The organism is Shewanella algae, assembly GCF_009183365.2.
GTDB classification, from domain to species: Bacteria; Pseudomonadota; Gammaproteobacteria; order Enterobacterales; family Shewanellaceae; genus Shewanella; species Shewanella algae.
Window position 1 is genome coordinate 3,095,494 of record NZ_CP068230.1, and the last position, 26,554, is coordinate 3,122,047.

Sequence of the window (26,554 nt, forward strand, 5' to 3'; positions counted from 1 at the left end):
TATGACAAAGTCGCCATTCTACTCTGGATTCCCTGCCATACCAAACCCAAACAAGCGGTTATACCAAAATGGCGCCAGATCCTCGCGGTAACTGTGCACTGTATAACCTTGGCTATCAAAGTGGATACTCACCTGCCCCAGCTCGCCGGAAATCAAGGCTTGGGCCCCAAAGGCGTGATATCTCAAACGTATCTCCTCTTTGGGAAACCCCCAACGATTGCCATATCCGGCAGCAAACAACACCCATTTCGGCGCCACAGCACCGATAAACTCAGGGTGAGATGAAGTGCGGCTGCCATGATGGGGCGCCAGTAAAACATCGCTCTCAAGTGACCCTTTTTTGTGCAATAAGGCAACCTCGGCGGCCAGCTCTATGTCCCCCGGTAACAGTACCCTATGATGTCCATCGAAGAGTTGCAGCACGCAGGAACCGTTGTTGCCTGGCTCTGGCTGCTCGGGGCCGAGAAAGTTCAGATCTATCCCTTGCCACTCGAACATCCCCGGACGGCAGCCCCTGTGCCAACGCTTTGGATGACTGCTCTTGAGCTCAGGGACATCGGTTATCAACCCTGCCTTGTCAAAGGCCTGCATCAGCACTTGGGTACCACCGGCGTGGTCATTATCGCCATGGCTGACAATAAGGAAATCGAGCTTGGTCACGCCTTTGGCGCCAAGGAAAGGCACTATCACCCGCTCTGCGTAACTGAAACGCTCGTCAAAAGCCGCACCTGTATCATAGAGCAATGCATTAGGCCCCTTTTGTACCACCACAGCCAGCCCCTGCCCCACATCCAACATATGCAGCTGCCAGCCCTTGGGTTTGAGCAGTCCAAGCCATAGCCCGAGCTGCAGTACAAAGGGTAATATCAGCAGCATGGCCACTCCCCGGCCCTTGGGCAGTAAACGCCAACAAAGCCATGCCGGGAATAGCAACAGCGCCGCGGCGCTGAGAGCCTGCGGCAACATGAGCCAGCCGCCGGGAAGCTGACTATTGAACTGCCATAATTTTTGCACCGGCCAGAGACTGAGAGACGCCAATTGCCAAGGCATGAGTGCCACTGCATCCATGCCGAGAGCGGAAAAAATCGACCACAGCAGCAGTGCCAGCAACGCCAGAGGGATCACCAGTAAACTGAACCAAGGCACCAGCAGCAAGTTGAGCCACAGGCTGTGAACTGTCACGGCGCCAAAGAGTACCGCCTGCAGTAACGACAGCCCCAGACAAAGGCGCCACTGTATCGCCCAAAATGCCAAGGCCCAGCGCTTGAGTTTGGCTGGCCAGTGGGTCAGCACTTGCTCCTGCTCCAGAGCGTTAGGATTATGAACTTGATGATTAAGGCTCAGCAAAATTAACGCCAGTGCCGAGAATGACAACCAAAAGCCGCCGCTGAGACTGGCCAAGGGGTCAATCAAGAGCACACAGGACAGCGCCCACAGCAGCCGATCCCAGGCCGAGGCATAGCGCATCATTAATGAAGAGAGCACCAGCAAAAACAGCATCAGCAAGGCTCTTTGGGTGGCAATGGCAAAGCCTGCCAGGTAGGCATAAAAGAGCGCCATCAGCAATGCAGCCAAAGATGCCAACACCAAATTGCGCCGCCCATAGGTGGGTGCCCAACGTTTGAGCACTCCAAAACTCAGCAGATAACACCAGAAGGCAACAACCGAAAGATGCAGACCGGAAATCGCCACCAGGTGGGCATTGCCGGATTGACGCAGCTCTTGCCAGCGCGCCTTGGAAAAGAGTGACCGCTCACCCAAGGTCAGCGCCAGCAGCAGATCGCCGCCGTCGATTTCGGCCAATACGGGAGTTAATTCCGTAACCAATCGGGCCCTGAGCCCAGTTGATGGCAACAGCCGCTCACCTGATATCACCTGGCCTCTGGCGGCTATCCGCTCGCCGAGCAGATAGCGCTGACGATTGAAGCCGCCCTGATTGAGCACGGCGGCGAAGGTTCTGGGTTTAACTTCAAACTGCCACACCTCACCCAATTGCGGTGACGGCAATGCATCCCCCTGCCAGCTCAAACGCCACATGGAGGCCAGGGGTGCCAACAGGGTTGAAGAATTATCATCAATTGGCCGAATATCCATACGGATCCAGTCGCCGTTTGCAGAAACTAGTGATATGATTTCGCCCCGCAGTGTCTGAGTAACAGACGTTTCAGAGCTGGATGATGAGTCAGTAAGGCTTTTAATATCAATAACTAACTGACAGTAAACACTGACCCACAGCACGCCGCCCAAAGCACCATAGAGCAAAGCACTTCCCTTGGGAACCCAGCTCCCGCTCAAGACTCTGAGGCACAAGACCAGCAGCACTGCAATAATTGGCAATGAGAATAAGGGCGGTATCCAAGGCCAAAGCATGGCCGAGAGTACAGCGATGCAAAAGCCCGATAAGCATTGATTCATCATTGAGTAATTTAAGACAGCAATCCAAGCCTATGCCAAAAAAGATCATTCAGAGATTCATGCCCGATCCGGAGAAACTGAGGAATCATAAACACCTCAAGATCTTCGGCAGCCTGCTGAACAAACCCAACCTCTGGGCACTGAATCGCCGCTCTGCCCCCGGCGCCTTCGCCATAGGCCTGTTTGTTGCCTGGATGCCGATGCCGTTCCAAATGGTGTTGGCCGCCGCGCTGGCAATCTACTTCCACGTCAATCTGCCGGTGTCGGTCGCCTTGGTTTGGATTACCAACCCTGTGACCATGCCGCCCATGTTTTATCTGGCCTATTTGATAGGCGCCAAGCTGCTCAATCACCCGCCGCAGCAGTTTACCTTCGAAGCCAGTTGGGCCTGGATAGAATCTTCCATCAGTACCATAGGCCCACCTTTCCTGCTCGGTTGTTTGGTATTGGGTGTGGTCAGTGCCCTGACGGGATATTTTGTGATCAAGAGTGCCTGGCAGTACTCCATCTATCTGCAGTGGCAAAAACGACGTAAGTAATTGCTGCTGGCAGTAACATCACTGGAGCGGCACAATTCAGGGATACCTAGTCTTAGCGCTGACCAAACTTGGCAACCCAAAGCATGTTCAGCCAACCAAAACCAGGAACCCGGCGATGGCCGGGTTCTTGCTATTTAGGATGTGCCTGTCGCTTATCAGCGCCCGGCCAGGGCGGTTGCCGGGGCGATTCGACTGGCCCTGAACGCCGGATACAAGGTAGCCAGCAGACTCATCAGCAGCGCCATAGCCACCACGACCAGTACGTCTGCCAACTCGAGCCTGGATGGCAAGAAATCGATAAAATAGATATCCCCCGAGAGCAACTTATGCCCGGTCAACTGCTCAATCCCCTTGGCGATGGACGAGAGATTCTTGGCCAGCAGTACCCCCAGTAGAGCTCCTATGGCGCAGCCGAGCACACCATTGAGCGCACCCTGGACAATAAATACCAGCATCACGGCGCCGCGCTTAAGTCCCATGGTCATCAAGATGGCGATTTCCGAAGCCTTGTCACGCACCGCCATTACCAGGGTGGAGACTATGTTGAAACAGGCCACACCTATTACCAATGCCAGCACCAGATACATGACGGTGCGCACCAGCTGAATGTCCTGGTAGAGGTGGCCCTGGGTGCGGGTCCAGTCGTTGAGATACAAAGTCTGGCTCTGGGCATAACCCAGCTCGCGAATCAGCCGCGGCGCTTCAAATACCCGCTCAACCTTGATTCTCACCCCGGTCACCTCGTCTCCAAGCCCAAGCAGGCGCTGGGCATAGGCCATGGGCACATAAGCCGTGGTGTATTCAAGCTCGCCGCCGAGACGAAAGCTGCCGCTTATCAACAGTGAATGACTGCGGGCCTGCGCCAGTTGACCACTGCCCTTGCCATGGGGTGAAGGCAGATAGAGGGTCAGGCGCTCACCCACCTTAAGTCCCAGTTTGTCCAGCATCCCCTGGCCCAGCACAATATGATTGCTGTCGCCCTCAAGGCTCTGCCAGCTTTCCTGTGTCAGATACTGACTCAGGGTCGAAACCCGCGCTTCGGCCTCGGGGTTAACCCCCACCACAGACAAGCCGACAAAGCCGCCCGGCTTTTGCACCAACCCCTGCATACGTACCAGCGGAGCGGCGGCGCTGATGCCGTCGATTTGCTCGGCGTCCGACACTATCTGACGCCAGTCATGAATAGGTTCACGGACCTGGCTCAACTCCCCCTGGGGCACAACCCCGAGCAGGCGCTGCTCCAGCTCGCGCTCAAAGCCGTTCATCGCCGACAGCACCAGAATAAGCACGGCAACCCCGAGGGCGATACCTGCGGTGGAGGCAAAAGAGATAAAACTGATAAAGCTGCTGCTCTGGCGGGCACGGTAAAAGCGCCAGCCGATGACCAGGGGCAGCAAGGCGGGATGCGCCGTCATTGGCCCGCCTCCGGCGCCGACAAACGACCATCGACCATCTGCAGCTGCCTATCCATCCTGGCCGCCAGTTGATGATCATGGGTTACCACCACAAAAGCCGTGCCCAGTTGCGAGGCCAGCTCGCGGATAAGCTCATAGACAGCCTCGCCGCTGTGGGCATCCAGGTTACCCGTAGGTTCATCGGCAAGTACCACTTTGGGGCCGTTGATCAAGGCCCTGGCAATGGCCACCCGCTGGCGCTCACCACCGGAAAGCTCCGCCGGGGTATGATCCAATCTATGTCCCAGCCCCACTCTTTCGAGCAAGGCCCTGGCCTGCGCTCGCACTTCCGCCTTGGGTCGACCGGCAATCAGCCCCGGCATGGCCACGTTTTCCAGGGCATTGAATTCGGGTAACAGATGATGGAACTGATAGATAAAGCCCATCGCCTGATTGCGCAGCTGTGCCTGGCGGGAAGCCGAGGCCTTGTATAAATCCTCGCCTTCGAGCAACACCTGACCGGCAGAAGGCCTATCCAAGGTGCCAAGAATATGCAGCAAGGTACTCTTGCCCGAGCCCGAACTGCCGACAATCGCCAACTGCTCCCCCGGATACACCTTGAGGTCGACCTGCTCCAGCACCTTGGTGCTGAGCTTACCTTCCTGATAACTCTTGCTGACGGCTTTGGCTTCAAGGAGCGCGGCTTGTTGCATGGTATTGATTCTCTTATTCATATCTAAGTGCAGTCGCAGGTTCTACCCGGGCGGCCCGAATAGCCGGGTACAAGGTGGCGGCCAGGGTCATCAGCAGAGTGCCGATGGCGATAAGCACCAGTTGCTGCGGTTCCAGCTGCACGGGTAACCTCTGTCCGGCGCCCAATACGGCGATCCCCAAGGTCGACAGCAGCGGATTGATGTTGAGGGTGGCCACTATGCCAACACCCAAGCCCAGCGCCAGGCCTATCAGGGCATTGAGAGAGCCCTGGGAGATAAAAATGGTCATGATATCCAGCCTGCCCAGCCCCTGGGTCTTGAGCACTGCGACATCGGCAGTTTTATCCACCACCATCATCACCAACGCCGAGACGATATTGAAGGCTGCCACTGCAACAATCAGGCTTAACATCAAAGACATCATGTTCTTTTCCATCTTCACCGCGGCGAACAGATGGCCATAACTGTCACGCCAGTCGCTGACGCTCACCTCAACTCCCTTATCTTCGAACAAATGTTCAACCTTGGGCGCCAGCGCCGGGGCGCTGAAGGGGTCGCTCAGAAACAGCCTGAGATCCTGAATTTGCTTTGGCGACTGACGCATCAAGCGGCGGGCATCTTCATAGTGCAGAAAAGCCACCCCGGCATCGACCTGAGAACCCATCTCAAAAATACCCGCCACTTCAAAAATTCGCTGGCTGGGAACAGGCCCGAGCGGCGAGTACACCACACCATCACCGCTGAGCAGACGCAGCTTGTCTCCGGTGGCAACATTGAGCCGCCGAGCCAGCTCTGAGCCCAACAACACCCGGTAGCTGCCGCTGCTGAGCGAATCGAAGGCATCCAGATAGGCGTGTTTGGCTATAACCGAGAGATTTTTTTCGGCCTCGGGGTAGATGCCATAGAGCTGCACCGCACTGATATTGTCGGCCGACTGGGCCATCGCCTGGGTGGTCGCCGAAGGCGCCAGCCCAAGCACGCCGGGCAATTGTTGCAAATCGCCTTTAAAGCTCTGCCAGTCGTCAAAAGAGTTGTCTGTATGTACCGTCAGTTGTGGGATAGCCCCCAGGATTCGGGTCTTGAGCTGGCCTTCCAGGCCGTTCATCACAGAGCTGACAATAATCAATGCTGCCACCCCGAGAAAAATCCCGCTGACGGCGAAGAAGGTAATAAAGGAAGCAAAAGCGTTGGCCTTGCGGGCACGCCAGTAACGATAACCTATGTAAAATGAGAGTCCCGGATTCATGAGAGGGATAGCATGTCCTGTGCGCTGCGCTTGCTAAATCAATGAAGTGGGCACGATAATAGGTGGATTGACCGGGTAAATACAAGAGGCGGGACCTTGTTTCCTGAATCCAATCCATACTTCAGCGTGCCCCACGCCTTCGATGTCTATCTCAGCCTCTGGCCCAAGGACACTCCCTTGCCGACCGAGAGCCAACTGCTGGCGATGCAATCCACCGGCTTGAAACTGATGAGCGAGGTCAAGGCGCTGGAAGCCGGCTGTTTATTGCAGCTGAGGCAACTCGGCGATGAGGGCCGGGCAATAGTCGACTACCTCAAACTCCAGTCCCGTAAGATAGATCTGGTGTTACAGCACGTATTGGAGCAGGAGAGCCGCGAAGGCCAACACTGCCCCGGGGTGCAATTTGGCGGCAGCGGCGTGCGGGTGCAGTTACCCCAGGCACTGGACGCCGGTACATTTTGCAAGCTGACCCTGTTTATTCGCGATGAAATCCTGTCCTTGCAGTGCATCGCCTCGGTACGGGAATGCCGCGCCGACCCAGGCCATGAAGGCCAGTTTCTGGCCGATCTCGACTATCGGGTGATCCAGGATGCCGATATCGAATTCTTGGTCAAGGCCAGTCTCAGCGTGCAACAAAAGCAGCTCAAACGGCGTAAGGCCAGTCAGGATCCCAACTGGCACGAGCCATCCTAAATCTCTACAATGGTGCGCAATCCATTCAGAATGAATCTGTTATCACATCTTCAATGAATAAGTTTTCTGTACTGGCGCCTGAGGGTGCCCCAAAGGCCGGCGAGATACGCCATCTCGGCCTCGGCGAAGGCGTGGAGCGCGCGCTGACCTTGGCCAACCTCGCCCGCCAACATCAAGGTGTCAGCCTGTTGGTAACAGCGGATACGCCAACCGCCCTGACACTGGAAGCCGAACTTAAATACCTTTTGGGTGATGCCCTGCCCGTGTGGTTGTTTCCCGATCGGGAAACCCTGCCCTACGACAGCTTTTCGCCGCATCAGGATCTGATCTCCCAGCGGCTGGAAACCCTGTCAAGGTTGCCAAGTGCCAAGCGCGCCCTGGTAATAGTGCCTATTAACACCCTGATGGTGCGACTGCCACCCAAGTCTTTCCTGTCGGCCAATGTGATGTTGCTGAACAAGGGCGACAACTACAGCCTGCAACAGATGCGCGAGCACTTGGTCAGCGCCGGTTATCATCTGGTCGGCCAGGTTTATGAACATGGCGAATTTGCCATTCGCGGCTCGATTCTGGATATCTTTCCCATGGGCTCAGCCGAGCCGTTGCGAATTGAACTGTTCGATGATGAAGTGGAATCGATTCGCCATTTCGATCCTGAAACCCAGCTATCCAAGGAACCCCTGTCGCAGGTACGAATGCTGCCGGCCAAGGAGTTCCCAACTGATGAACGGGCCATAGAAGGCTTCCGCCAGCGTTATCGGCGCTATTTTGAAGTATTGGTTAAAGAGCCCGAGTCCATCTATCAGCAGGTGAGCCGCCATTTGATGCCCGCCGGTATCGAAAACTACCTGCCCTTGTTCTTTGACGAAACCGCGACCCTATTCGACTATTTTGCCGGCGATGTGCAACTGCTGACGCTGGGCGACCTGCAGCAGGCCGCCGACACCCATTTGACGCAGGTGCGCAATCGCTATGAAGACAGGCGGGTCGATCCGCTGCGGCCCTTGCTGGCCCCGGCCGACCTATATCTGTTGACCGAGCAGCTGTTTGTCGCCTTCAAGCGCTGGCCAAGATTGCAACTGAGCCAGGTGGATGCCCAAAAACAGCAGCAATTGGCTGCAGTAAGCGCGCTGCCGGATATCTCGGTCAACCATAAGCTGAAGCAGCCCTTGCAGGCATTGGCCGACTATATCACCTCGGCGGGCAGAGTCCTGCTCAGCGCCGAATCCGAAGGCCGCCGCGAGGCGCTGATGGAGCTGCTGGCCAAGATAGAGTTGCGCCCGGTACTGTTCCCGCATCTCAAGGCGTTTATCGACTCGGATGCACAGCTGGGGTTAATCGTCTCGCCCCTTGCCAAGGGCTGCATACTCCATGAGCCCAAGCTGAGCATTATTTGCGAGACCGAGCTCTTCGGTCAGCGGATCTCCCAGCAGAGGCGGCGGGAAAAACAGCGCCAGATCAGCAGCGATGCCCTGATTAAAAACCTCGCCGAGCTCAAGGTCGGCCAACCCATAGTGCATCTGGAGCACGGGGTCGCCCTCTATCAAGGACTGGAAACCCTGGATACCGGCGGCGTGGTGGCCGAATACCTCAAGCTGGAATACGCCGGTGGCGACAAACTCTATGTGCCTGTGTCGTCGCTGCACCTCATCAGCCGCTACGCCGTGGCACCGGATGAATCCCCCAACCTCAACAAGTTGGGCAACGAGAGCTGGGCCAAGGCCAAGAAGAAGGCGATAGAGCGCATTCGTGATGTGGCCGCCGAGCTGCTGGATGTTTACGCTCGCCGTCAGGCCCGCCCCGGCGAGGCCTGTGAACTGGATGAGGCCGAATACGCTCTGTTCGCCCAGGGTTTCCCGTTCGAAGAGACAGTGGATCAGGAAACCTCCATCGCCGCCGTTCTCGCCGATATGCAGTCACCGGTGGCCATGGACCGTCTTATCTGTGGTGACGTGGGCTTTGGCAAGACAGAAGTGGCCATGCGCGCCGCATTTGTTGCCGTCAACGCCGGCAAGCAGGTGGTGGTGTTGGTGCCCACGACGCTGCTGGCTCAGCAGCACTATGAAAACTTCAAGGACAGGTTCGCCGACTGGCCGGTGCAGATTGAAGTCATGTCCCGTTTTCGCACCGCCAAAGAGCAGCAACAGGTGATTGCCGACCTGGCAAACGGCAAGGTGGATATTGTTATCGGCACCCATAAGCTGCTCAACAGCGAGGTGAAATTTGACGCCCTCGGTCTGCTTATCATAGATGAGGAACACAGGTTCGGGGTACGGCAGAAAGAGAAGATCAAGGCGCTCAGGGCCAATGTGGACATTCTCACCCTGACGGCGACCCCTATTCCCCGCACCCTGAATATGGCCATGTCCGGCATGCGGGATCTGTCGATTATCGCTACCCCGCCGGCCAAACGCCTGGCGGTGAAAACTTTCGTGCGCGAATACGACAAGGCCAGTGTCCGTGAGGCCATAGAGCGGGAGATCCTCCGTGGCGGCCAGGTCTATTACCTGCACAACAATGTGGAGAGCATAGAGAAACGCGCCGAGGAGCTGCGCGAGCTGTTGCCCGATGCCAGAGTGGTAGTGGCCCACGGCCAGATGCGTGAGCGCGAGCTGGAGCGGGTAATGTCCGATTTTTACCACAGACGCTACAACGTGTTGGTGTGTACCACCATTATTGAAACCGGTATCGATGTGCCGAGCGCCAACACCATCATCATAGAGCGGGCCGACACCTTCGGGTTGGCGCAGCTGCATCAGCTCAGGGGCCGGGTTGGCCGCTCCCATCACCAGGCTTATGCCTATCTGATGACCCCGCATCCGAAACGCATGACCTCAGATGCCCGCAAGCGCCTGGAAGCGATTGACGCCCTGGAAGATCTTGGCGCCGGCTTTATGCTGGCGACTCAGGATCTGGAGATCCGCGGCGCCGGTGAATTGCTGGGGGATGAGCAGAGCGGCCATATCTCCAAGATAGGCTTCAGCCTCTATATGGAGATGCTGGAGTCGGCGGTCAAGGCGCTGAAACAGGGCAAGGAGCCATCCCTGGCGCAGATGCTCAACCAGCAGTGCGAAATCGAGCTGAGGATCCCGGCGCTGTTGCCGGAAGACTATGTGGGCGATGTCAATATTCGCCTATCGCTCTACAAACGGATAGCCAACTGCACTACGGAAGCGGCGCTGGATGAGCTCAAGGTAGAACTGATTGACCGTTTCGGTTTGTTGCCTGAAGCCACCCGTAACCTGATGCAACTGACACTGTACAAGCATCAGGCCACCGCGCTCGGGCTGAAGAAACTGGATTTTCACGCCCGCGGCGGCAGTGTAGAGTTCGGTGACGATCATATTATCGATCCCGGCTTTATCATTGGCCTGTTGCAATCCCAGCCACAAATCTATCGAATGGATGGACCGAATAAGTTAAAGTTCACCCTGGCGGCCGAAAGCAGTAAAGAACGCCTGGAGATAGTGGGTCTACTGCTGCAACAACTGGCACAACACACTGTGGGAGAAAAATAGTGTATCGAAATATGCTGGCAACCCTGGCTCTGGGGCTGACACTTTCGCCTGTATTGCAGGCGGCACAATACCCTTGGTACGAAGTCGAGGTATACCTGTTTGAGCGCCCCGGGCCAAGCACGGAAAAGTGGCCGGATACGCCGCTGGAGCTCAAGCTGAACAAGACCATAGACTTGATCACTCCCCAGGTCGCCACCGAAATCAGCTCAAGCAGCATGGCTGTGGGATACTGTGATCCGCAATGGCAATCTCAATCCGCAGACAGCGCAGCAGATAAGGCTCTCAATAAAGATACCTTTGACTCACAGCGCGGCCGTCCCCTTCAGGCAGGCCAAGTGATATCTCTGGCCCAGACCGATAACACGACTCAAGCGGATGCCGCCGGTTTGCCTTGCCAACAGCAGCAAGCGGAAATCCGTATGCCCAAGCAGTTGCCTGTGAATATCAGTCCCAGAGACAGCAGCACAGCCAGCCAACCCGGCGCCTTGCTGCTCAGTGAAAGTCGAGCCCAATTTGGCGGTGTTATCAATGCCCTCAAGCGGCAGAGCGGTTTGAAAGGACTTTTACACCTCACCTGGCAGCAACAGATGAAGCCCCGCCATAGAGCAGAGGCGATGCATCTCTTTGGTGGCCGTAACTTTGGCTCGCAGTTCAGGCAGTCAGGTTTACCCCAGAGCCAGTTGGACACGGCTTCAAGCTCCTCTTTGAATGGCTTGTCAGAAGAATTATCGGAAGACAAACTGCCTGGGCAGGCAATAGGCAATGGCCTAAGTGAACCAAATCAAATGGGCAGTGAGGAATACGCAGCGCTTGGCAGCTTGATGGTCCCCAAAACACCCAAGGCGGTGTGGGAGTTCGATGGGCTTTTAAATATCTATCTCAGCCATTATCTCTATGTGGAAACCCGCTTTAATTTGAGGGAGGCCGGCTATAAATCTCTAGCCACTCAGGAAGGCGAACCTGAACTGCAAACCCCCTTTCTTTACAGCATTCCCATGGAACAGAATCGCCGTATTCGCAGCGGGGAAATACACTACTTCGATCATCCCAGAATGGGGATGATCCTACAGGTAAGGCGTATGGCTCAGCCAGGCAGCCAAACTCAAGCCGATGGTGGCGAAGAACTCTGATCAATCACTGATAGAGAAGTCGAGGTAGATCTCATCTGCCTCGTCTTCCTCTACATACACTCCATCGACCCGAGCCTGAGGTGGCCCTTGCTCGCACCAGGCAATCAAGTGGTCGACCGCCGGGAAGGCGCCCTGCGCCAACACCTCCACCGAACCATCTTCTTTGTTGCGCACATAGCCTGTCACCCCAAGTGACTGAGCCTTTTGCTGGGTAAAGCGTCTGAAACAGACTCCCTGCACCTTGCCTTTCACAGTCAGCAGCACCCGCTTCATGGGCGTCTCCTTGTAGACTTGTCTTGGTGGCCTTGTGTTGCCATGCTTATAAATCAAGCAGTTGATTAACAAAAAAGCAAAAAAAACAGCTAACAAAAGAGTGTTAGCTGCATCGGGCGACATACGCAAAAGGTCTGGCACTGTATGAATAACCGAATGTAACATTCTGTATCAAACTCGCCATGATTGGTAACTTTACACAGTCAATGGCCCGATGCAACCAGCGAAACAAACTGAAAAACAACCCGGAGGCACTCTCGTGATTTGGATCACAAAAAGCACCCGATTTACCGTATGAGTGGATATTTATCCTACCCGTTCAACCCCCTCGGTTTGCTTGAAGGCTTTTATCTGAGTCAAATGGCTCGCCAGCGAAGCAAACTTATGACTCTGTTGTTTGTCCCAAATCACTTCATAATAGCGGCTGAGCAAGGCATGACTGCGGGTGCTGTCCAAGACCTCATCCTCGGTCGACAGCAGGCACAGGGCACGGTAGCGATTCTTACTGCGAAAATCGGTCACGCACTTGCTGGCAATATCGGCATACTCTTCCGGCCTGTCTATCTTGCCGGGCATATTTTCCTCCGGCCACAGATTGGGGTTGACCAATATCGCCTTGAGCCCGGACAGAAAAGCGATTCGCTCGGCCCAATAGGCACCCAGCCCCACACCTATGATCAATGGATGGGGGTCATCGGTGAGTTTAAGCTGCTTACTGACCTCATTCAGCAGATGCTGCATGTCGTGTCTGGGATGCTGGGTGCTGTAGCTGATGAGACGCACATCATCATCAATGAACTGTAACTGTCTGACTTTTTCATGATTACCCGGGCTGGTGGCATCAAATCCGTGAAAATACAAAATCATTTTGTTTCCTCAAGTCTCATTTCCAGTCATGGTTATACAGGTTTCAAACTAACCAAGTTAGTTTGCGCCTATATTGTGCCAAATCAATTTTTTGTGGATGAAATCCTTGCCGCCAGCTCGCGGGCCCGCTCCCAGCGCACTTCATCCTGTAATGCACGCATCACCTTTACGGGGTCGGCCCTTAATGTTGCAGCCGGGAAAGGATTGCTCTCTGGCCAAGAGAAGTCCCCCAGAAGACTTCTGGCACCCTCAGGGTCATTGCATACCAATACCATGTTACAACCGGCATCCAGCGCCGCCCTGGCCCTTGCCTGATAATCTCCGGCTACCGCCGCCCCTTTCATGCCGAGATCGTCCGAAAAAATCACCCCGTTAAAGGCCAGTTTGCCACGCAGCTCATGTTGGAGCCAAAAAGATGAAAAACCAGCAGGGTTAGGGTCTACTTCGGGATAAATGACATGAGCCGGCATAATGCCTTGGAGTATCTCTCTGGCGATCAGCTGTGAAAAAGGCTGCATGTCACACTCGGCAATCTCTTGGTAACTGCGCGGGTCGACCGGCTGGGCAATATGGGAATCGGCCTCGACGCTGCCGTGGCCGGGAAAATGTTTGCCCACCGCGGCCATACCGGCCTCAGTCATGCCTTCAATAAAGGCCGCTGCCAGAGCCGTGACCTGCTCGGGCTTTGAGGCGAAACTGCGAGTGCCTATCACCTGACTGATACCATTGAGATCGAGCACAGGGGCAAAGCTTAAATCTATATCACAAGCCAAGAGCTCAACGGCCATCAGGAAGCCCAGCTCTTTGGCCCAGGTTGTTGCCAGCTCCAGCGAGCCTGCGGCGGCCGGCAATATATCGCCCATGGCTGGGATTTCGGTAAACCCCTTTCGAAAACGCTGTACCCTGCCCCCTTCATGGTCGACGGCGATCAGCAGTTCGGAACGCACACTGCGAACCGCACGGATCAGGGCTATCAGTTGCTCTCTGTCTTGGTAATTACGGCTGAAAAGGATTAGGCCGCCAACGGCCGGGTGCTGCAGGACAGAGGCCTCCTCTGGCGTCAACTCGACAGAGGCAAGATCCAGCATTAAGTGACTCATAAACATCTCCAACAGGGTACCGCGCATGAAAGCGACTGAAAAAGGTACGAAATGGTGTTAGCCCCGATACAGGTATGGCTGCCAGGATAGCGCAACTAGGGTCAATCCCATTGTTAGCAAGGCTAATCCGACCATAGCTTGATAAAAATAACTAATGATATTCCAGGCCAAAAGTATGGGATACTTGCCCTATGGGCAGAGTAACTCTGGGTCAAGGTTACTCCGAAACCCGCGTATGCGCGAGCAATGCGCCTCCCAATGACTAAAATAACAACGAAACAGCAACAGGGTTAACCAAATGATTAGCGTATTCGATATGTTCAAGATAGGTATAGGGCCCTCCAGTTCCCATACCGTGGGTCCGATGAAAGCGGGCAAAATCTTTATCGAACAACTGGCTGCAGATGACTTACTTGGACAGGTCGACGAACTGCAGGCCGAGCTTTTTGGCTCTCTTGGACAAACGGGCAAGGGCCACGGTACCGGCAAGGCGGTGATCCTGGGATTGATGGGGGAAGATCCGGAAACCGTCGATACCGACAGCATAGAGACGATTCTGGCAGAGGTGGCCGACAGCCAGACACTGACACTCAGCGATGGCCGTAAGGTTAAGTTTACCCGCGAAGATGGCATCACCTACCACAGACGCAAGACACTGCCGGCACACGCCAACGCCATGACACTCTACGCCCTCAAGGCCGGAGAGTGTTTGTATCAACGCACTTACTATTCGGTCGGCGGCGGTTTTATTCTCGATGAGGATGAAATTCAGCAGCGTAACGCCTCTCCAGCGACTCCCATCGCCCAGGCTCCTTACGATTTCAATACCGCCAGCGAACTCTTGGAACTGTGCTGCGACAATGGCCTGAGCATCTCTTCGCTGATGATGGCCAATGAGCTCAGCATAGCCCCTGAGAGTGAAGTCAAAGCCAAACTGTGGCATATCTGGCAAACCATGAAGGCCTGCGTGGAAAAAGGCTATCAGAAAGAGGGCATTTTACCCGGCGGTCTCAAGCTGCGCCGCCGCGCCCCGGCGCTGTATCGCCGCCTCAAGGCTGAGGGCCGCAACAACATAGATCCCCTCAATGCCATGGATTGGGTGGACTTGTTTGCCCTGTCTGTGAATGAGCAAAATGCTGCCGGCGATCGGGTGGTAACGGCCCCGACCAATGGCGCCGCCGGTATCATCCCCGCCGTGCTCTGCTACTACGACACCTTTGTTCAGGAAGTCGATGAGGATGTGTGTAGCCGCTTTCTGTTGACGGCCGCGGCCATAGGTATTCTGTACAAGAAAAACGCCTCCATTTCCGGAGCCGAGGTTGGCTGCCAGGGCGAAGTCGGCGTGGCTTGTTCCATGGCAGCAGCCGCTCTGACCGAGATCATGGGTGGTACGGTCGAGCATGTCGAAAACGCGGCGGAAATCGGGATGGAACACAATCTGGGGTTAACCTGCGATCCTGTCGGCGGCCTGGTGCAGGTTCCCTGTATCGAACGTAATGCCATGGGCGCCGTCAAGGCGATCAACGCTTCACGCATGGCGCTGCGCGGCGACGGTAATCATAAGGTTTCCCTGGATAAAGTGATCAAGACCATGATGGATACCGGCAAAGATATGCGCAGCAAGTACAAGGAAACCGCCAAAGGCGGCCTGGCGGTTAATATCGTCGAATGTTGATTGGTGCAGCTCTGCGCTTACTCAGAGGATAGCAAGAGCAGATTCGTTCACCAAAGCTCATATGAGGCGTTGCTCAGGCAACGCCTCATTACTGCCTCCCGCTGTTTACAGGATTTCCTATGCCGTAACCCTCTTTTTCTGATCGCTTGCAGACCTTAAGCACAATTTTCCCGCTCTTGTGGGACAGATGGATATTCCGCCGGCGGGTTGCGCTCAAGGTATTCAAACAAGCCCGACTGCATACTGACATTCCAAAAACGCCCCGCCAGAGACAACTTCAAGGCCGTTTGACTGACCTCGGCCAAACCATGGCTTTGCCAACGTAAAAACAGCGGCATCAAGTGACTGACCAGACTGTCAGGCAGGAGAGAAAATGCCAGGGAGCCTGAGTCCAGAGCACCTTTAATCGTGCCGGCAAATCCTTTGGACACAGGCGCTGTAATATGGGCCGGTGGCCGGATCCCTAGCTTCAGCGCCTGCTGCCAGGCCGAAAGCTCACGGCCATACATGATGCCATACCCGAGAATGTTACCGCCGGCACCGGCACCAAAGGGAATGATCTCGGCGCCGGCTTTGGCCATATGGTTATAGCGGCTGCGTTCTCTGGCATCTCTGCGCCAATGGTTACAGGACAAAGCTTGCCAGGCGCCAGCTTCAAGAGTCTTGGCACCATAAGCGTACATCCGCGCGCGCGTAGCACTGTCAGCACGCGGTGCTTCAACCTCACTCTGCTGCTGGCGCTGAATACGGCTGCCACTCAAGGTTATCAGCTGATACAGATCCACTCCGTGAATGCCGCTTTCAATCACGTCGGCAATATCCTGCTGCCACACCCGCTCATCTTGCCAGGGCAAGCCAAAGATAAGATCGGCAATAACAGGTGCATCATTTCGGCGGCTGAGTTGCTGTAAACGCTCTATGACCTTTTCCCTCGAGTCCAGACGCCCCGCGGCAAGGCGCACCTGGGTATCAAAGCTCTGCACCCCGAATGAAAAGCGATTAACCCCACCATTGAGTGCCGCCTGCCATTTATCGTCGCCAAAACCGTTGAGACGCCCCTCCAGGGTGATTTCCACATCATCACTCAAAGGGAAATCAGTCAGTGAACGCAGCAGAAGTGCGATTTGGCTGGCCGTCATGTCGCTCGGCGTGCCGCCACCTATGTAGACGGCCTGGAAAGGCCTGCTTTGCACCAGTGGATTTTGGCCGGCGCGGCGCAGCTCAGTGCTCAAGGCTTCAACATAATCGGCTATTCTTTGCGGCTTGGCGCCATTTTCAAAAAAGTTACAGAAACTACAGCGTTTTCGGCAAAAAGGGATGTGCAGATAAAGAGCACGCTGGCTGCTGGTCGAGGTTTGTTGCCAAAGCTCGTGCCATTGGCCGGCATCGAGCTGAGCTTCAACTCTGACTCCGCCATGGGAATGGGGCGCACGTTTTGGGCTAAAAGCAAACAGTAAGGGGGATGGGCTGGCAATCCCCGTCATCGAAGGAGTGAAAATCATCGGAAAGTCCGTTGAACGACAGACTTAAATGATAATAACTATCATTACCATTATTTTGATTCAGATCAACAGACTGTGAAGCGGCTCCTGAAATTTACCCAAGAGCTTAGTGAGAACGTCAAATAATCCCCAAGGTGCAATGATCGCAGTTAACTCTCCAACCTTGTAACTGCATAAAAAACCGCCCAACTTGTGGACGGTTTTGTTCAGCAGTAGTCTCAGCGCAGCGGCAGTTCGACATCGGCGAACATCTGCTCTATCAACTGCGCATCACGCAATGCAACCGCCTTTTCCACCACATCCCTTGTCAGGTGCGGCGCAAATCGTTCAATAAAGTCATACATATAACTACGCAGGAAGCTGCCCTTTCTAAAGCCTATCTTAGTGGTACTGTGGGCAAACAGATGACTGGCGTCTATAGCCACCAGATCCTTGTCGATAACAGGATCAATCGCCATGGAAGCTATCACACCAACCCCGAGACCCAATCTGACATAAGTCTTGAGCACATCGGCACTGGTGGCGCTGAAGACGACTCTGGGCTCAAGTCCGGCACCATGGAAACCACGCTCAATTTCCGAGGCTTTATCAAAACCGAACACATAAGTGACCAAGGGGAAGCGCGCCAGCTCTTCAATGCTGATCTGACTACGGCTGGCCAGAGGGTGATCTCTGGATACCACCACAGAACGATTCCAGTGGTAACAAGGCAACATAATCAGGTCGGAATAGAGATGCATCGCCTCGGTGGCGATGGCAAAATCGGCGTCCCCGCGAGCAGCCGCTTCACTTATCTGCGATGGCGTGCCCTGATGCATATGCAGATTTACCTTGGGATAACGTTCAATAAACTGGCGGATAATTTGCGGCAAAGCATAGCGGGCCTGAGTATCTGTGGTGGCAATATTCAGTTCCCCCTGATCCGGCTTGGTGTACTCTTCGGCCACTTTCTTGATACTTTCGACTTTACCGAGAATATCATTGGCGATTTTGATGACCTGCTCGCCGGCCGGTGTCACATGGGTCAAGTGTTTACCGCTGCGACCGAAGATCTGGATCCCCAGTTCATCTTCCAGCATGCGTACCTGCTTACTGATCCCTGGCTGAGAGGTATAAAGGTTTTCGGCGGTAGCGGAAACATTGAGGTTGTGATTGACCACTTCTGCAATATATCTGAGCTGTTGCAGTTTCATCTTTAGATCCTTGAATTTCTGCTCCATTCAGGAGCAGAATTTGAATGTTGTAATGCCGGACATCTATAATCAATGGTTATAGTATAAAGCAATAACTAAATCAAACAGGAATATAGCCACGAATGCGAACTATCTTCAGGACAGATACCTCATGCTGGACTAAGATAACTAGGCTAGTTTATTGATTTATTGTAGCATTAACAGAATTATAAAATTTACGGAAAGGCTATGGCATTTACTCTTGTACTGGTGCTGATTGGCGCGCTTCTTCTGCTGGTGATCGGCATCAATGTTATTCAGCAACAAAAAGAGCGAGCCGAGGCCGAACGTCGTACCGAGCTGGCTCGCCAACGGGCTATTTTGGACGAAACCGAAGAAGTCCTCTCCAATACCGGCATGTTCCCTTGCTCTTCACAAATGGTTTTGGTGCTCTACAAGCGTATTCAGGATGCGGCAAGAATCGCCGTTACCCTGAGCAAAGCCAATCAGAAAGGGGATTATGAGCGGCGGCTGACTGATCTTGAGGCGCTGATCAACAATCTGCAAAGCAGCGGCCCTCAAACACCGGCCATCGAAAACTTTCGCCTGCCTGACAACGATCGTCAGGTATTGGTGCTGGTACAGACCTTGAAAAAGCTCAAGGCGATTTTGCGCGCCGAGCATAACAAGGGCAAAGTCGATCCCACAGTATTTGCCGCTGAAGAAGGACGCATTGACAGCCTGCAACTCAGGATCAATGTGGAGAGCATGCTGTCACGCGCCCGCGCCGCCAGTTACATGAAACAATACGGCTCATCGAGGCAGATGGTCACCAAGGCACTCAGTACCCTGCATACCATCAAGGCACAAACTCCGAATGATCCCTTTATTGCCCGAAAAGTGGATGAAGCCAAGCAACTGCTCGATGAAATCATGGGCGCGCAAAAAATGGCTCAGCCCAGCGCCCCCAAACAGAAAAATGATGAAGATGATATCGATGTATTGTTCCAGCCTAAGAAGAAGTGGTAAGCCGTCAACTTGAGCTTAAGCTACTACCGGTAAACTCCAATAAAAAGCACCTCTTGGGTGCTTTTTATTGCTGCTGTCGGTTTTGCCTAGCCAAGTGAACTCTACCAGCCAAGTAACTCATCCCCAAAGATCTCTCAGCCAATTCTATCTCGATTAATCTATTCCGAATAATCCAGGCTGCCGATACTGCCATTTAGGGTCAACTTACACTTTCACAAACAATAACGCCCTGCAATTGCAGGGCGTTATTGGCTCAAGTATTCAGTTGAGCTTAGCTCTTGGCTTTCTTTTTCTTGCTGTTTTCAGCAAACCACTTGCCATCGCGATAGTGGGCGACCCAGCCGGTTGCCTTACCATCAACTTCGCTGGCCACGTACTGCTCTTTAGTCTTGCGGCTGAACTTCACCAGAGTCGGATTACCTTCATCATCTTTCACCGGCGCATCGGCCAGGAACTGATATTTGGGCCACAGCAACTCGCGGTACTCCACCAGCTCGGAGACCAGTGGTGCCCGAGTTTCACGGGATCTCGGGAACGTGCTGGCGGCCAGGAAGATACCCGAGGCACCATCACGCAAGACGAAATGAGCGTCTGACTTGCTGCACTTGAGCTCGGGTAATGGAATAGGATCTTCCTTGGGTGGCGCCACTTCGCCATTCTTGAGCAGTTTACGGGTGTTCTTGCACTCGCTGTTGGTGCAGCCAAAATACTTACCGAAACGGCCGTTCTTCAGCTCCATATCGCTGCCACAGCGGTCACATTCAATGACCGGGCCTTCGTAACCTTTAAGCTTGAACTGTCCCTTCTCGACTTCATATCCAGGACAGGCAGGATTGTTACCGCAAACATGCAATTTGCGGGTTTCATCCAACAGGTAGCTGTCCATGGCTGTGCCACAGATACCACAGCGATGCTTGGCCCTGAGCGCCTCGGTTTCGGCATCTTCGCTCTCGCTGATCGCTTCTTCACCCGGAGTCAGGTTCAGCGTGGTCTTACAACGCTCTTTGGGTGGCAGCTCATAACCGGAACATCCTAGGAACACGCCTGTAGTACCTGTGCGTATTCCCATGGGGCGCCCACAAGTCGGACAGGCTATGTCTGTCAGCACCATCTGGTTGGGGCGCATACCGCCCTCTTCCGGTGGTAGCTCGGCATGTTGCAACTGCTTGGTGAAGTCTTTGTAGAAGCCATCAAGCACCTGTTTCCAGTCGAGTTGCCCCTGAGCAACGTTATCCAGGGTCTGCTCCATTCCGGCGGTAAAGTCATAGTTCATCAGGTTGGCAAAGTTTTCCACCAGACGTTCACTGACAATTTCCCCCATCTTCTCGGCGTAGAAACGGCGGTTTTCCACCTTCACATAGCCCCGATCCTGGATGGTGGAAATAATAGTGGCATAAGTGGAAGGGCGACCTATGCCGCGCTTTTCCAATTCTTTAACCAGAGAGGCTTCGCTGTAGCGCGCCGGTGGCTTGGTAAAGTGCTGTTTGGGATCCAGTTGTTTCAGATCCAGTTTATCGCCCTCGGCCAAATATGGCAGGGTGACTTCATCTTCATTCTTGCGTTTGACCGCAGATTGTACCCGGGTCCAACCATCGAATTTCAGGGTGCGACCACTGGCCTTCAGCTCAAACTCACCGGCCTTGACCGTGAGTCGAGTGGCATCATATTGAGCCGGAGTCATCTGACAGGCAACAAACTGGCGCCAAATAAGCTCATAGAGCCTCTGAGCGTCACGCTCCATGTCTGTCAGTGACGCGGCGTGTACAGAGACATCTGAAGGTCGAATCGCTTCGTGAGCCTCTTGCGCGCCCTCTTTGCTGCCATAACGAATAGGCGCATCCGGCAGGTACTTGTCGCCGAACTCTTTGGCAATCATGGCTCTGACGTTATCCAGCGCTTCCTGGCTCAGATTGGTAGAGTCGGTACGCATATAAGTGATATGACCCGCCTCATAGAGACGCTGGGCCATCATCATGGTCTTCTTCACCCCAAAACCGAGACGGGTACTGGCGGCCTGCTGCAGTGTCGAGGTGATAAAGGGAGCGCTGGGCTTGCTTTGAGTGGCCTTGTCTTCGCGGCCGATCACCTCATAACTGGCTGATTGCAGCGCTGCCACAGCGGCCAGCGCCTGGGCTTGGTTGACCGGCTCAAATGCCTTGCCGTTTTGCTTGACCACTTGCATGGTCAGAGCATCATCGGTAGCAGTCGCCAACTGAGCGTGCAGATCCCAGAACTCTTCAGGCACGAAGGCTTTAATTTCGGCTTCCCGCTCAACCACCAAACGCACGGCTACCGACTGAACCCGTCCGGCGGAGAGGCCTCTGGCAACCTTTTTCCACAGCAGCGGCGAAACCATAAAGCCCACTACCCGATCGAGGAAACGTCGAGCCTGCTGAGCGTTGACCATATTGTTGTCGAGATCGCTGGGTTTGCTGAAAGCATCCTGGATGGCACTCTTGGTGATCTCGTTGAACACCACCCGCTTATAACGGGAATTGTCGCCGCCTATCACCTGCTGCAGATGCCACGCAATCGCTTCCCCTTCTCTATCCAAATCCGTCGCGAGATAGATTTCATCGGCGGAATCGGCCAGCGCTTGCAGTTCTTTTACCACCTTCTCCTTACCAGGCAGAATTTGGTAGTTGGCTTTCCAGCCGTGCTCAGGATCAACCCCCATACGGGCAACCAGAGCCTTTTTCTCTTTCACCTTCTTGTACTTGGCCTTTTCTTCAGGCGACATCTTACGCACTTCGGCTGCGCTTTTTGCCTTGCCGTTGGCGTCGGCGGAGGAGGAAGTCGGCAAGTCACGTATGTGACCCACACTCGACTTAACGATGAATTCTTTACCAAGATATTTGTTGATAGTCTTGGCTTTGGCCGGCGATTCGACAATAACTAGCGATTTACCCATAGTGTGATTTGCGCCAAACGATCTCAGAACGGTGAAAATTGGCACCATATATAGAGGGTTGTCCTCGGACTTTCAAGTTAATCCCTCTTTTATGTGTACCGGCGACTCAATTTTTAAGCAGGGTTAAAAATTTGTACAAAATAATATTGCGTAATTAAAAACTAATATTTCATTATTTCACTGCAAGCAAGTAATAGTTATGCATTTGTGATGAAAAAGCACTTTTGCCACCCTGTGGGGCGACTTGTTAAGCCTAGGAGCTCAAGTATACTGGGGCCAGTCCAGGGCCTGGATTGGGCCCCTATAACAACCTCAAATACCCCAAAAGGACAAGCAATGAAGCATTTTGAAGCGAATTTTGACGGATTGGTGGGACCCACCCACAACTATGCTGGCCTGTCGTTCGGCAATGTCGCCTCCCTGAACAATGCCGCCCAGGCAGCCAACCCCAAGGCTGCGGCCAAGCAGGGATTGCAAAAAGCCAAGGCGCTGGCCGACATGGGGATGATCCAGGGCATGCTGGCACCGCAAGAACGCCCCGATCTGCATACGCTGCGAAGGATAGGTTTTAGCGGTACCGATAAAGAAGTACTGCAGAAGGCCGCCGAGCAGGCACCGGCGGTTCTGAGAGCCTGTTGCAGCGCCTCCAGCATGTGGACCGCCAATGCAGCAACCGTATCCCCGAGCGCCGATACCCATGATGGCCGCGTGCACTTTACCCCGGCCAACCTGGTGGATAAATTGCATCGCTCAATCGAGCCGCAAACCACAGGTAACATTCTCAAAGCCATTTTCAGTGACAGTCGCTATTTTGTACACCACCAGCACCTGCCGGAACACAGCAGTTTTGGTGATGAAGGCGCTGCCAACCACACCCGCCTGTGTCAGGAATATGGTCATGCCGGAGTCGAAGTCTTTGTTTACGGTCAGGAAGCTACCAATCCTCAGGCCATAAAACCGAAGAAGTTTCCCGCCAGACAAACGCTGGAAGCCTCACAGGCTATCGCCCGCTTACATCGTCTTGATGAAGACAATACTGTCTTTATTCAACAAAATCCTGAGGTGATAGATCAAGGCGTATTCCACAATGATGTGATTGCTGTCGGTAACCGCAATGTGCTTTTCCATCACGAGCAAGCCTTTGTTGATACCAAGGCCAAGCTGGCAGAGATCCGAGCCAAGCTGGAAGGTGATCTCCATTTCATTGAAGTACCGACCGCCAAAGTCAGTATTCAGGATGCGGTCAAATCTTACCTGTTCAACACTCAACTTTTGAGTATGAGTGATGGCAAAATGGTCATCATAGCGCCAACCGATTGTGCCGAGAACCCTGCGGTAAAAGCCTACCTCGATGAACTGCTGACTCTGGATACTCCGATTCAGAAAGTTGAATACTTTGATGTTAAACAAAGCATGCAAAACGGTGGTGGCCCGGCTTGCCTTCGCCTGAGGGTCGCCATGAATGATGCCGAGTTGGCAGCCATCAATCAGCATGTACTGCTCGACGATAGCCTGTTTCCTCGCCTCAACGCCTGGGTGGACAAACACTACCGCGACCGCTTGTTACCCGCAGACTTGGCCGACCCACAATTGATAGTCGAGTCTCGCACCGCGCTGGATGAACTGACCCAGATAATGAAGCTCGGTAGTGTCTATCAGTTTCAGAGATAGGCAACTTCTTAATGAAAAGACCACTCAAATGAGTGGTCTTTTTGTAGATAGCGCGTATTTCAAGTCGTTATAAACCAATCGATATGTACAAACACTCTTGATAAAAAAGGCGCCGATGGCGCCTTTTGGGTCACTTGATTTTATCAATAAATATTGACCTTCAAGTTAACGACTTCGGTTTCTGCACCACCAGGAGTTTTGACCTTAACAATGAAGGAGCCTGAATCTGGTTCATCTGCCCCCTTCAAGGTTACGCTGAATTGACGGCCACCGTTGTGATTGGAGCTGGGCCAAGTATAGCTTCCTGAGCTGGCTACCGAACCGGCAGATGTCGTAAAGGTCACCACGCTTCCGGATGGCATTTGCTGATTATGCAAGTCAGAAATAGTGAACTGGACTGTCGCACTCGATTTACCGTTGATATCAATGTCACCTCCCAGATTATCGCCGTCACGATCAATAATGCGGATGTCGGCTGGGTCGGTAGCATAAGCCGTGCTGCCAGACATTACCATCACCAAGCTGGAACGAACGTTGATGGATTGAGAATGACTAATGCCATCGGCACAAGCGTCATGGGCAGGGATAGAGCACAATACACCATTGTATTTGCCATCGGCCGAGTCAAATACGCCATCGCTGTCGAAGTCGATCAGTTCCTCATTCTCACCGCCAATTTCACCACCGGCTTGCTGAGGATTGAACAATCCATCTTCATTGTGATCAACAAAGGCCTCTGCCAGATCATAAGGTTGGCCACTGACATCAGTACCTTGGAATGCAGCGACTTCAGATGCGTCAAAACGGCCGTTACCATTGGTATCCGGGAAAGACTCCTCACCGTTGGCTGTAGCTGTGATGGTTGCGCGGCCACCATACTTTTGGCCATAGAAGTTGCCACCGGTTGCAGAAAGCTCCGCAATGGGGTTACGGGAGCCGCTATTATCGACCAGTAATTGGCCTTCAGGGCGAGCGTTCTGGCTGGTCCAAGTCACTGAGCAAACACCACCTGTGGTGGTACACGAAGGAGTAATTGCGCCCCCCTCTGTTGTAAAGTAAACCGCCGTGCCATCGGGAACCGGGTTATTGAAAGCATCGGCCAGACGAGCAGTTACTTTCACTGCCGTGCCATCTACATCCCATCCCTCGGCATTGAGGGTTTCAGCCGAAAGCGAGAAGGAGTCCTGATCCGGTTTACCGGTAGAGATAACCAAGACACTGGACTGACTGGAGATCAGCGGAGAGGTCCCATCTATGTCAGCCGTCACCCGAACGGTAGTTGCTACCGTGCCCGAATTTACAACTGTCTGTACTATCCCTTCGTTATTGGTTGTCGCCGTTGCCGGGTTGAGACTCAAACCACCTACATCGGTATTAAGGCTGAAACTGACAGCCTTGTTGGCAACAGCATTACCATTGGTATCCAACACCTTAAAGCGAATAATAGAGGACTCATCCGAACCTGTACCCTTGATACCGATATTCTCAGGGGAAGCATCAACAAACACTATGCTTCCGGCGTCGGCTGCCAATATTTTCACAACCCCGGTAGCAGACAGGTTTTTGCCACCAACATCGGCAGAAACCGTGATGTTATCGTCACCGACACATCCTTTGGCCAGATAAGTACTGGTCGCCAGGCCATTAATGGCCGTTACAGGGCTACTAATTACGGCTTCAGGAGAAGTCTTTTTGGAACAGGTTGATGAAAAACTCACATCGACAGGTTCAGTAAACGGCTTACCTTGGCTATCTTGCAACATTACCGAAATCGTAGCGGTACCCCCCGCCGATAGAGTCGCTGCACTCACTGCTGCTTTTCCGGAAACAAAAGGATCACCACTCCCCATCTGTACATCTGAAGCACCGATCACAAAGACATGCTCAGCCTTTTCACCGGTTGCCAACGAGGCGGTGGCAGAACTGGCGCCTGGAGTACTTCCTGCATAAATACTGACGCTGGCCTTACCGTTGGCATCCGTAATCGCAGTTTTTATCGGGAGATCGCCCAAAGAGGCATCGAATGTCACTATGGCCGGTTTTGACAGACCGGTTACTGTGGCAACAAGAATACCGGGAGATGTGCTGGTAATGCTGTCTGTCGTATTACCATCAACGTCAGTAAGAGTTAAGGTGACTTGCGCGCCACCTCCGGCTTGACCGCCATCACCTTTCATAGTGAAACCGACCGAGGCAGACTCTCCTGAGCTGATTGCAGCGCTAACAGTACCGGCACCGGCAATGTTGGACGTTGCCAGCGAAATCACGGCTTTGCCATCTGCATCAGTCAGGGCTGTGCCTATGGCTGGGTTGAAGGTGCCCAGGTTTTCGTTACTTAGGGTAAAAGTCACCAGTTGCCCCGCCAACGCTCCCGTTAAGCTATTGCTGACAGTCGCAGTCAAGGTCGCAGGGTTTTCTGCGGAAATATTGGGATCTGAAATATTCAGAGTGACGGTTGTTGTTCCCGTTGGCGGCGTCGAGCCATCCCCGGTATCTGAAATACTGCCCCCACCGCCACAGGCAAATAAAAGAAAACTACATAATAAAGTGAAGCAAAACTTAAACGCTGACCTCATTGTCAGACTCCCTGTTACTCAATAAATACGAACAATCTGCTTGTGTATTACTTATAGAGCAACATTACACAATTTTCCTTAAACATTTCCAGCACAAATGCGCTATACGACTCATTATTTGCCAAAAACT

18 protein-coding genes are annotated in these 26,554 nt (G+C 53.7%); 7 read left to right on the forward strand and 11 right to left on the reverse strand.

Going from position 1 to position 26,554, the window contains the following annotated elements; all coding sequences use genetic code 11:
- Positions 1–18: 18 nt before the first annotated feature.
- Entirely contained in the window at positions 19–2,418 is a 2,400-nt protein-coding gene (locus E1N14_RS13890) for a DNA internalization-related competence protein ComEC/Rec2 (protein ID WP_338126672.1), read from the reverse strand.
- 29 nt (positions 2,419–2,447) lie between these two features.
- Between E1N14_RS13890 and E1N14_RS13895 the strand changes: the two genes are divergently transcribed.
- The gene (locus tag E1N14_RS13895; protein WP_025011025.1) at positions 2,448–2,954 is read left to right on the forward strand and encodes a DUF2062 domain-containing protein; all 507 of its coding nucleotides are present in this window, start codon (positions 2,448–2,450) and stop codon (positions 2,952–2,954) included.
- A gap of 155 nt (positions 2,955–3,109) precedes the next feature.
- Here E1N14_RS13895 and lolE read toward each other — a convergent pair whose 3' ends face one another.
- The 3 genes from lolE to E1N14_RS13910 are packed head-to-tail and all read right to left on the reverse strand — an operon-like array spanning position 3,110 to position 6,307.
- Positions 3,110–4,369 carry a lipoprotein-releasing ABC transporter permease subunit LolE gene (gene lolE / locus E1N14_RS13900; protein WP_025011026.1) on the reverse strand — a complete coding sequence of 420 codons (1,260 nt, stop codon included), beginning with the start codon at positions 4,367–4,369 and terminating at the stop codon, positions 3,110–3,112.
- A complete protein-coding gene (gene lolD / locus E1N14_RS13905) occupies positions 4,366–5,082 on the reverse strand; it encodes a lipoprotein-releasing ABC transporter ATP-binding protein LolD (RefSeq protein ID WP_025011027.1) in 717 nt (238 codons plus the stop codon). The genes lolE and lolD overlap by 4 nt, the downstream gene beginning before the upstream one ends.
- Positions 5,075–6,307 carry a lipoprotein-releasing ABC transporter permease subunit gene (locus E1N14_RS13910; protein ID WP_062793613.1) on the reverse strand — a complete coding sequence of 411 codons (1,233 nt, stop codon included), beginning with the start codon at positions 6,305–6,307 and terminating at the stop codon, positions 5,075–5,077. The genes lolD and E1N14_RS13910 overlap by 8 nt, the downstream gene beginning before the upstream one ends.
- Before the next feature lie 96 nt (positions 6,308–6,403).
- On the opposite strand from E1N14_RS13910, the gene E1N14_RS22050 reads away from it, so the two are divergent.
- Genes E1N14_RS22050 through E1N14_RS13930 form a run of 3 tightly spaced genes read left to right on the forward strand, consistent with a single transcriptional unit; the run spans position 6,404 to position 11,648 of the window.
- Positions 6,404–7,000: a hypothetical protein gene (locus E1N14_RS22050; RefSeq protein ID WP_062793612.1), complete on the forward strand. Its 597-nt coding sequence runs from the start codon at positions 6,404–6,406 to the stop codon at positions 6,998–7,000.
- A 53-nt stretch (positions 7,001–7,053) separates the two neighbouring features.
- Positions 7,054–10,518: a transcription-repair coupling factor gene (gene mfd / locus E1N14_RS13925; RefSeq protein WP_025011028.1), complete on the forward strand. Its 3,465-nt coding sequence runs from the start codon at positions 7,054–7,056 to the stop codon at positions 10,516–10,518.
- Positions 10,518–11,648 (forward strand): CsiV family protein, encoded by a 1,131-nt coding sequence (locus tag E1N14_RS13930; RefSeq protein WP_062793611.1) that lies wholly within the window; start codon positions 10,518–10,520, stop codon positions 11,646–11,648. Before mfd ends, E1N14_RS13930 begins: the two co-directional genes overlap by 1 nt.
- Here the strand turns inward: E1N14_RS13930 and E1N14_RS13935 are convergent, their stop codons facing one another.
- The 3 genes from E1N14_RS13935 to nagZ form a co-directional block, all read right to left on the reverse strand.
- Positions 11,649–11,921 carry an acylphosphatase gene (locus tag E1N14_RS13935; RefSeq protein WP_025011030.1) on the reverse strand — a complete coding sequence of 91 codons (273 nt, stop codon included), beginning with the start codon at positions 11,919–11,921 and terminating at the stop codon, positions 11,649–11,651.
- 306 nt (positions 11,922–12,227) lie between these two features.
- Positions 12,228–12,788, reverse strand: a complete 561-nt coding sequence (gene ycfP / locus E1N14_RS13940; protein ID WP_025011031.1) for an alpha/beta hydrolase YcfP — start codon at positions 12,786–12,788, stop codon at positions 12,228–12,230.
- A gap of 83 nt (positions 12,789–12,871) precedes the next feature.
- On the reverse strand, positions 12,872–13,888 hold the full coding sequence (nagZ, locus tag E1N14_RS13945; protein WP_025011032.1) for a beta-N-acetylhexosaminidase: 1,017 nt from the start codon (positions 13,886–13,888) through the stop codon (positions 12,872–12,874).
- 298 nt (positions 13,889–14,186) lie between these two features.
- Between nagZ and E1N14_RS13950 the strand changes: the two genes are divergently transcribed.
- Positions 14,187–15,563 carry an L-serine ammonia-lyase gene (locus E1N14_RS13950; protein ID WP_025011033.1) on the forward strand — a complete coding sequence of 459 codons (1,377 nt, stop codon included), beginning with the start codon at positions 14,187–14,189 and terminating at the stop codon, positions 15,561–15,563.
- Between the two features lie 155 nt (positions 15,564–15,718).
- On the opposite strand, the gene hutW is transcribed toward E1N14_RS13950, so the two are convergent.
- Both hutW and cysB read right to left on the reverse strand, forming a co-directional pair.
- Complete coding sequence (hutW, locus tag E1N14_RS13955; RefSeq protein ID WP_062793610.1) at positions 15,719–17,065, reverse strand: heme anaerobic degradation radical SAM methyltransferase ChuW/HutW; 1,347 nt, start codon at positions 17,063–17,065, stop codon at positions 15,719–15,721.
- Between the two features lie 218 nt (positions 17,066–17,283).
- A complete protein-coding gene (cysB, locus tag E1N14_RS13960; protein WP_025011034.1) occupies positions 17,284–18,258 on the reverse strand; it encodes an HTH-type transcriptional regulator CysB in 975 nt (324 codons plus the stop codon).
- 228 nt (positions 18,259–18,486) lie between these two features.
- Here cysB and E1N14_RS13965 point away from each other — a divergent pair, with 228 nt between their 5' ends.
- Complete coding sequence (locus E1N14_RS13965) at positions 18,487–19,266, forward strand: hypothetical protein (RefSeq protein ID WP_025011035.1); 780 nt, start codon at positions 18,487–18,489, stop codon at positions 19,264–19,266.
- Between the two features lie 271 nt (positions 19,267–19,537).
- Here E1N14_RS13965 and topA read toward each other — a convergent pair whose 3' ends face one another.
- Positions 19,538–22,177, reverse strand: a complete 2,640-nt coding sequence (gene topA / locus E1N14_RS13970) for a type I DNA topoisomerase (RefSeq protein WP_025011036.1) — start codon at positions 22,175–22,177, stop codon at positions 19,538–19,540.
- Between the two features lie 336 nt (positions 22,178–22,513).
- On the opposite strand from topA, the gene astB reads away from it, so the two are divergent.
- The gene (gene astB / locus E1N14_RS13975) at positions 22,514–23,848 is read left to right on the forward strand and encodes an N-succinylarginine dihydrolase (RefSeq protein WP_062793609.1); all 1,335 of its coding nucleotides are present in this window, start codon (positions 22,514–22,516) and stop codon (positions 23,846–23,848) included.
- A 143-nt stretch (positions 23,849–23,991) separates the two neighbouring features.
- Here astB and E1N14_RS13980 read toward each other — a convergent pair whose 3' ends face one another.
- Positions 23,992–26,424 (reverse strand): Ig-like domain-containing protein, encoded by a 2,433-nt coding sequence (locus E1N14_RS13980; protein ID WP_028781265.1) that lies wholly within the window; start codon positions 26,422–26,424, stop codon positions 23,992–23,994.
- Positions 26,425–26,554 lie beyond the last annotated feature (130 nt).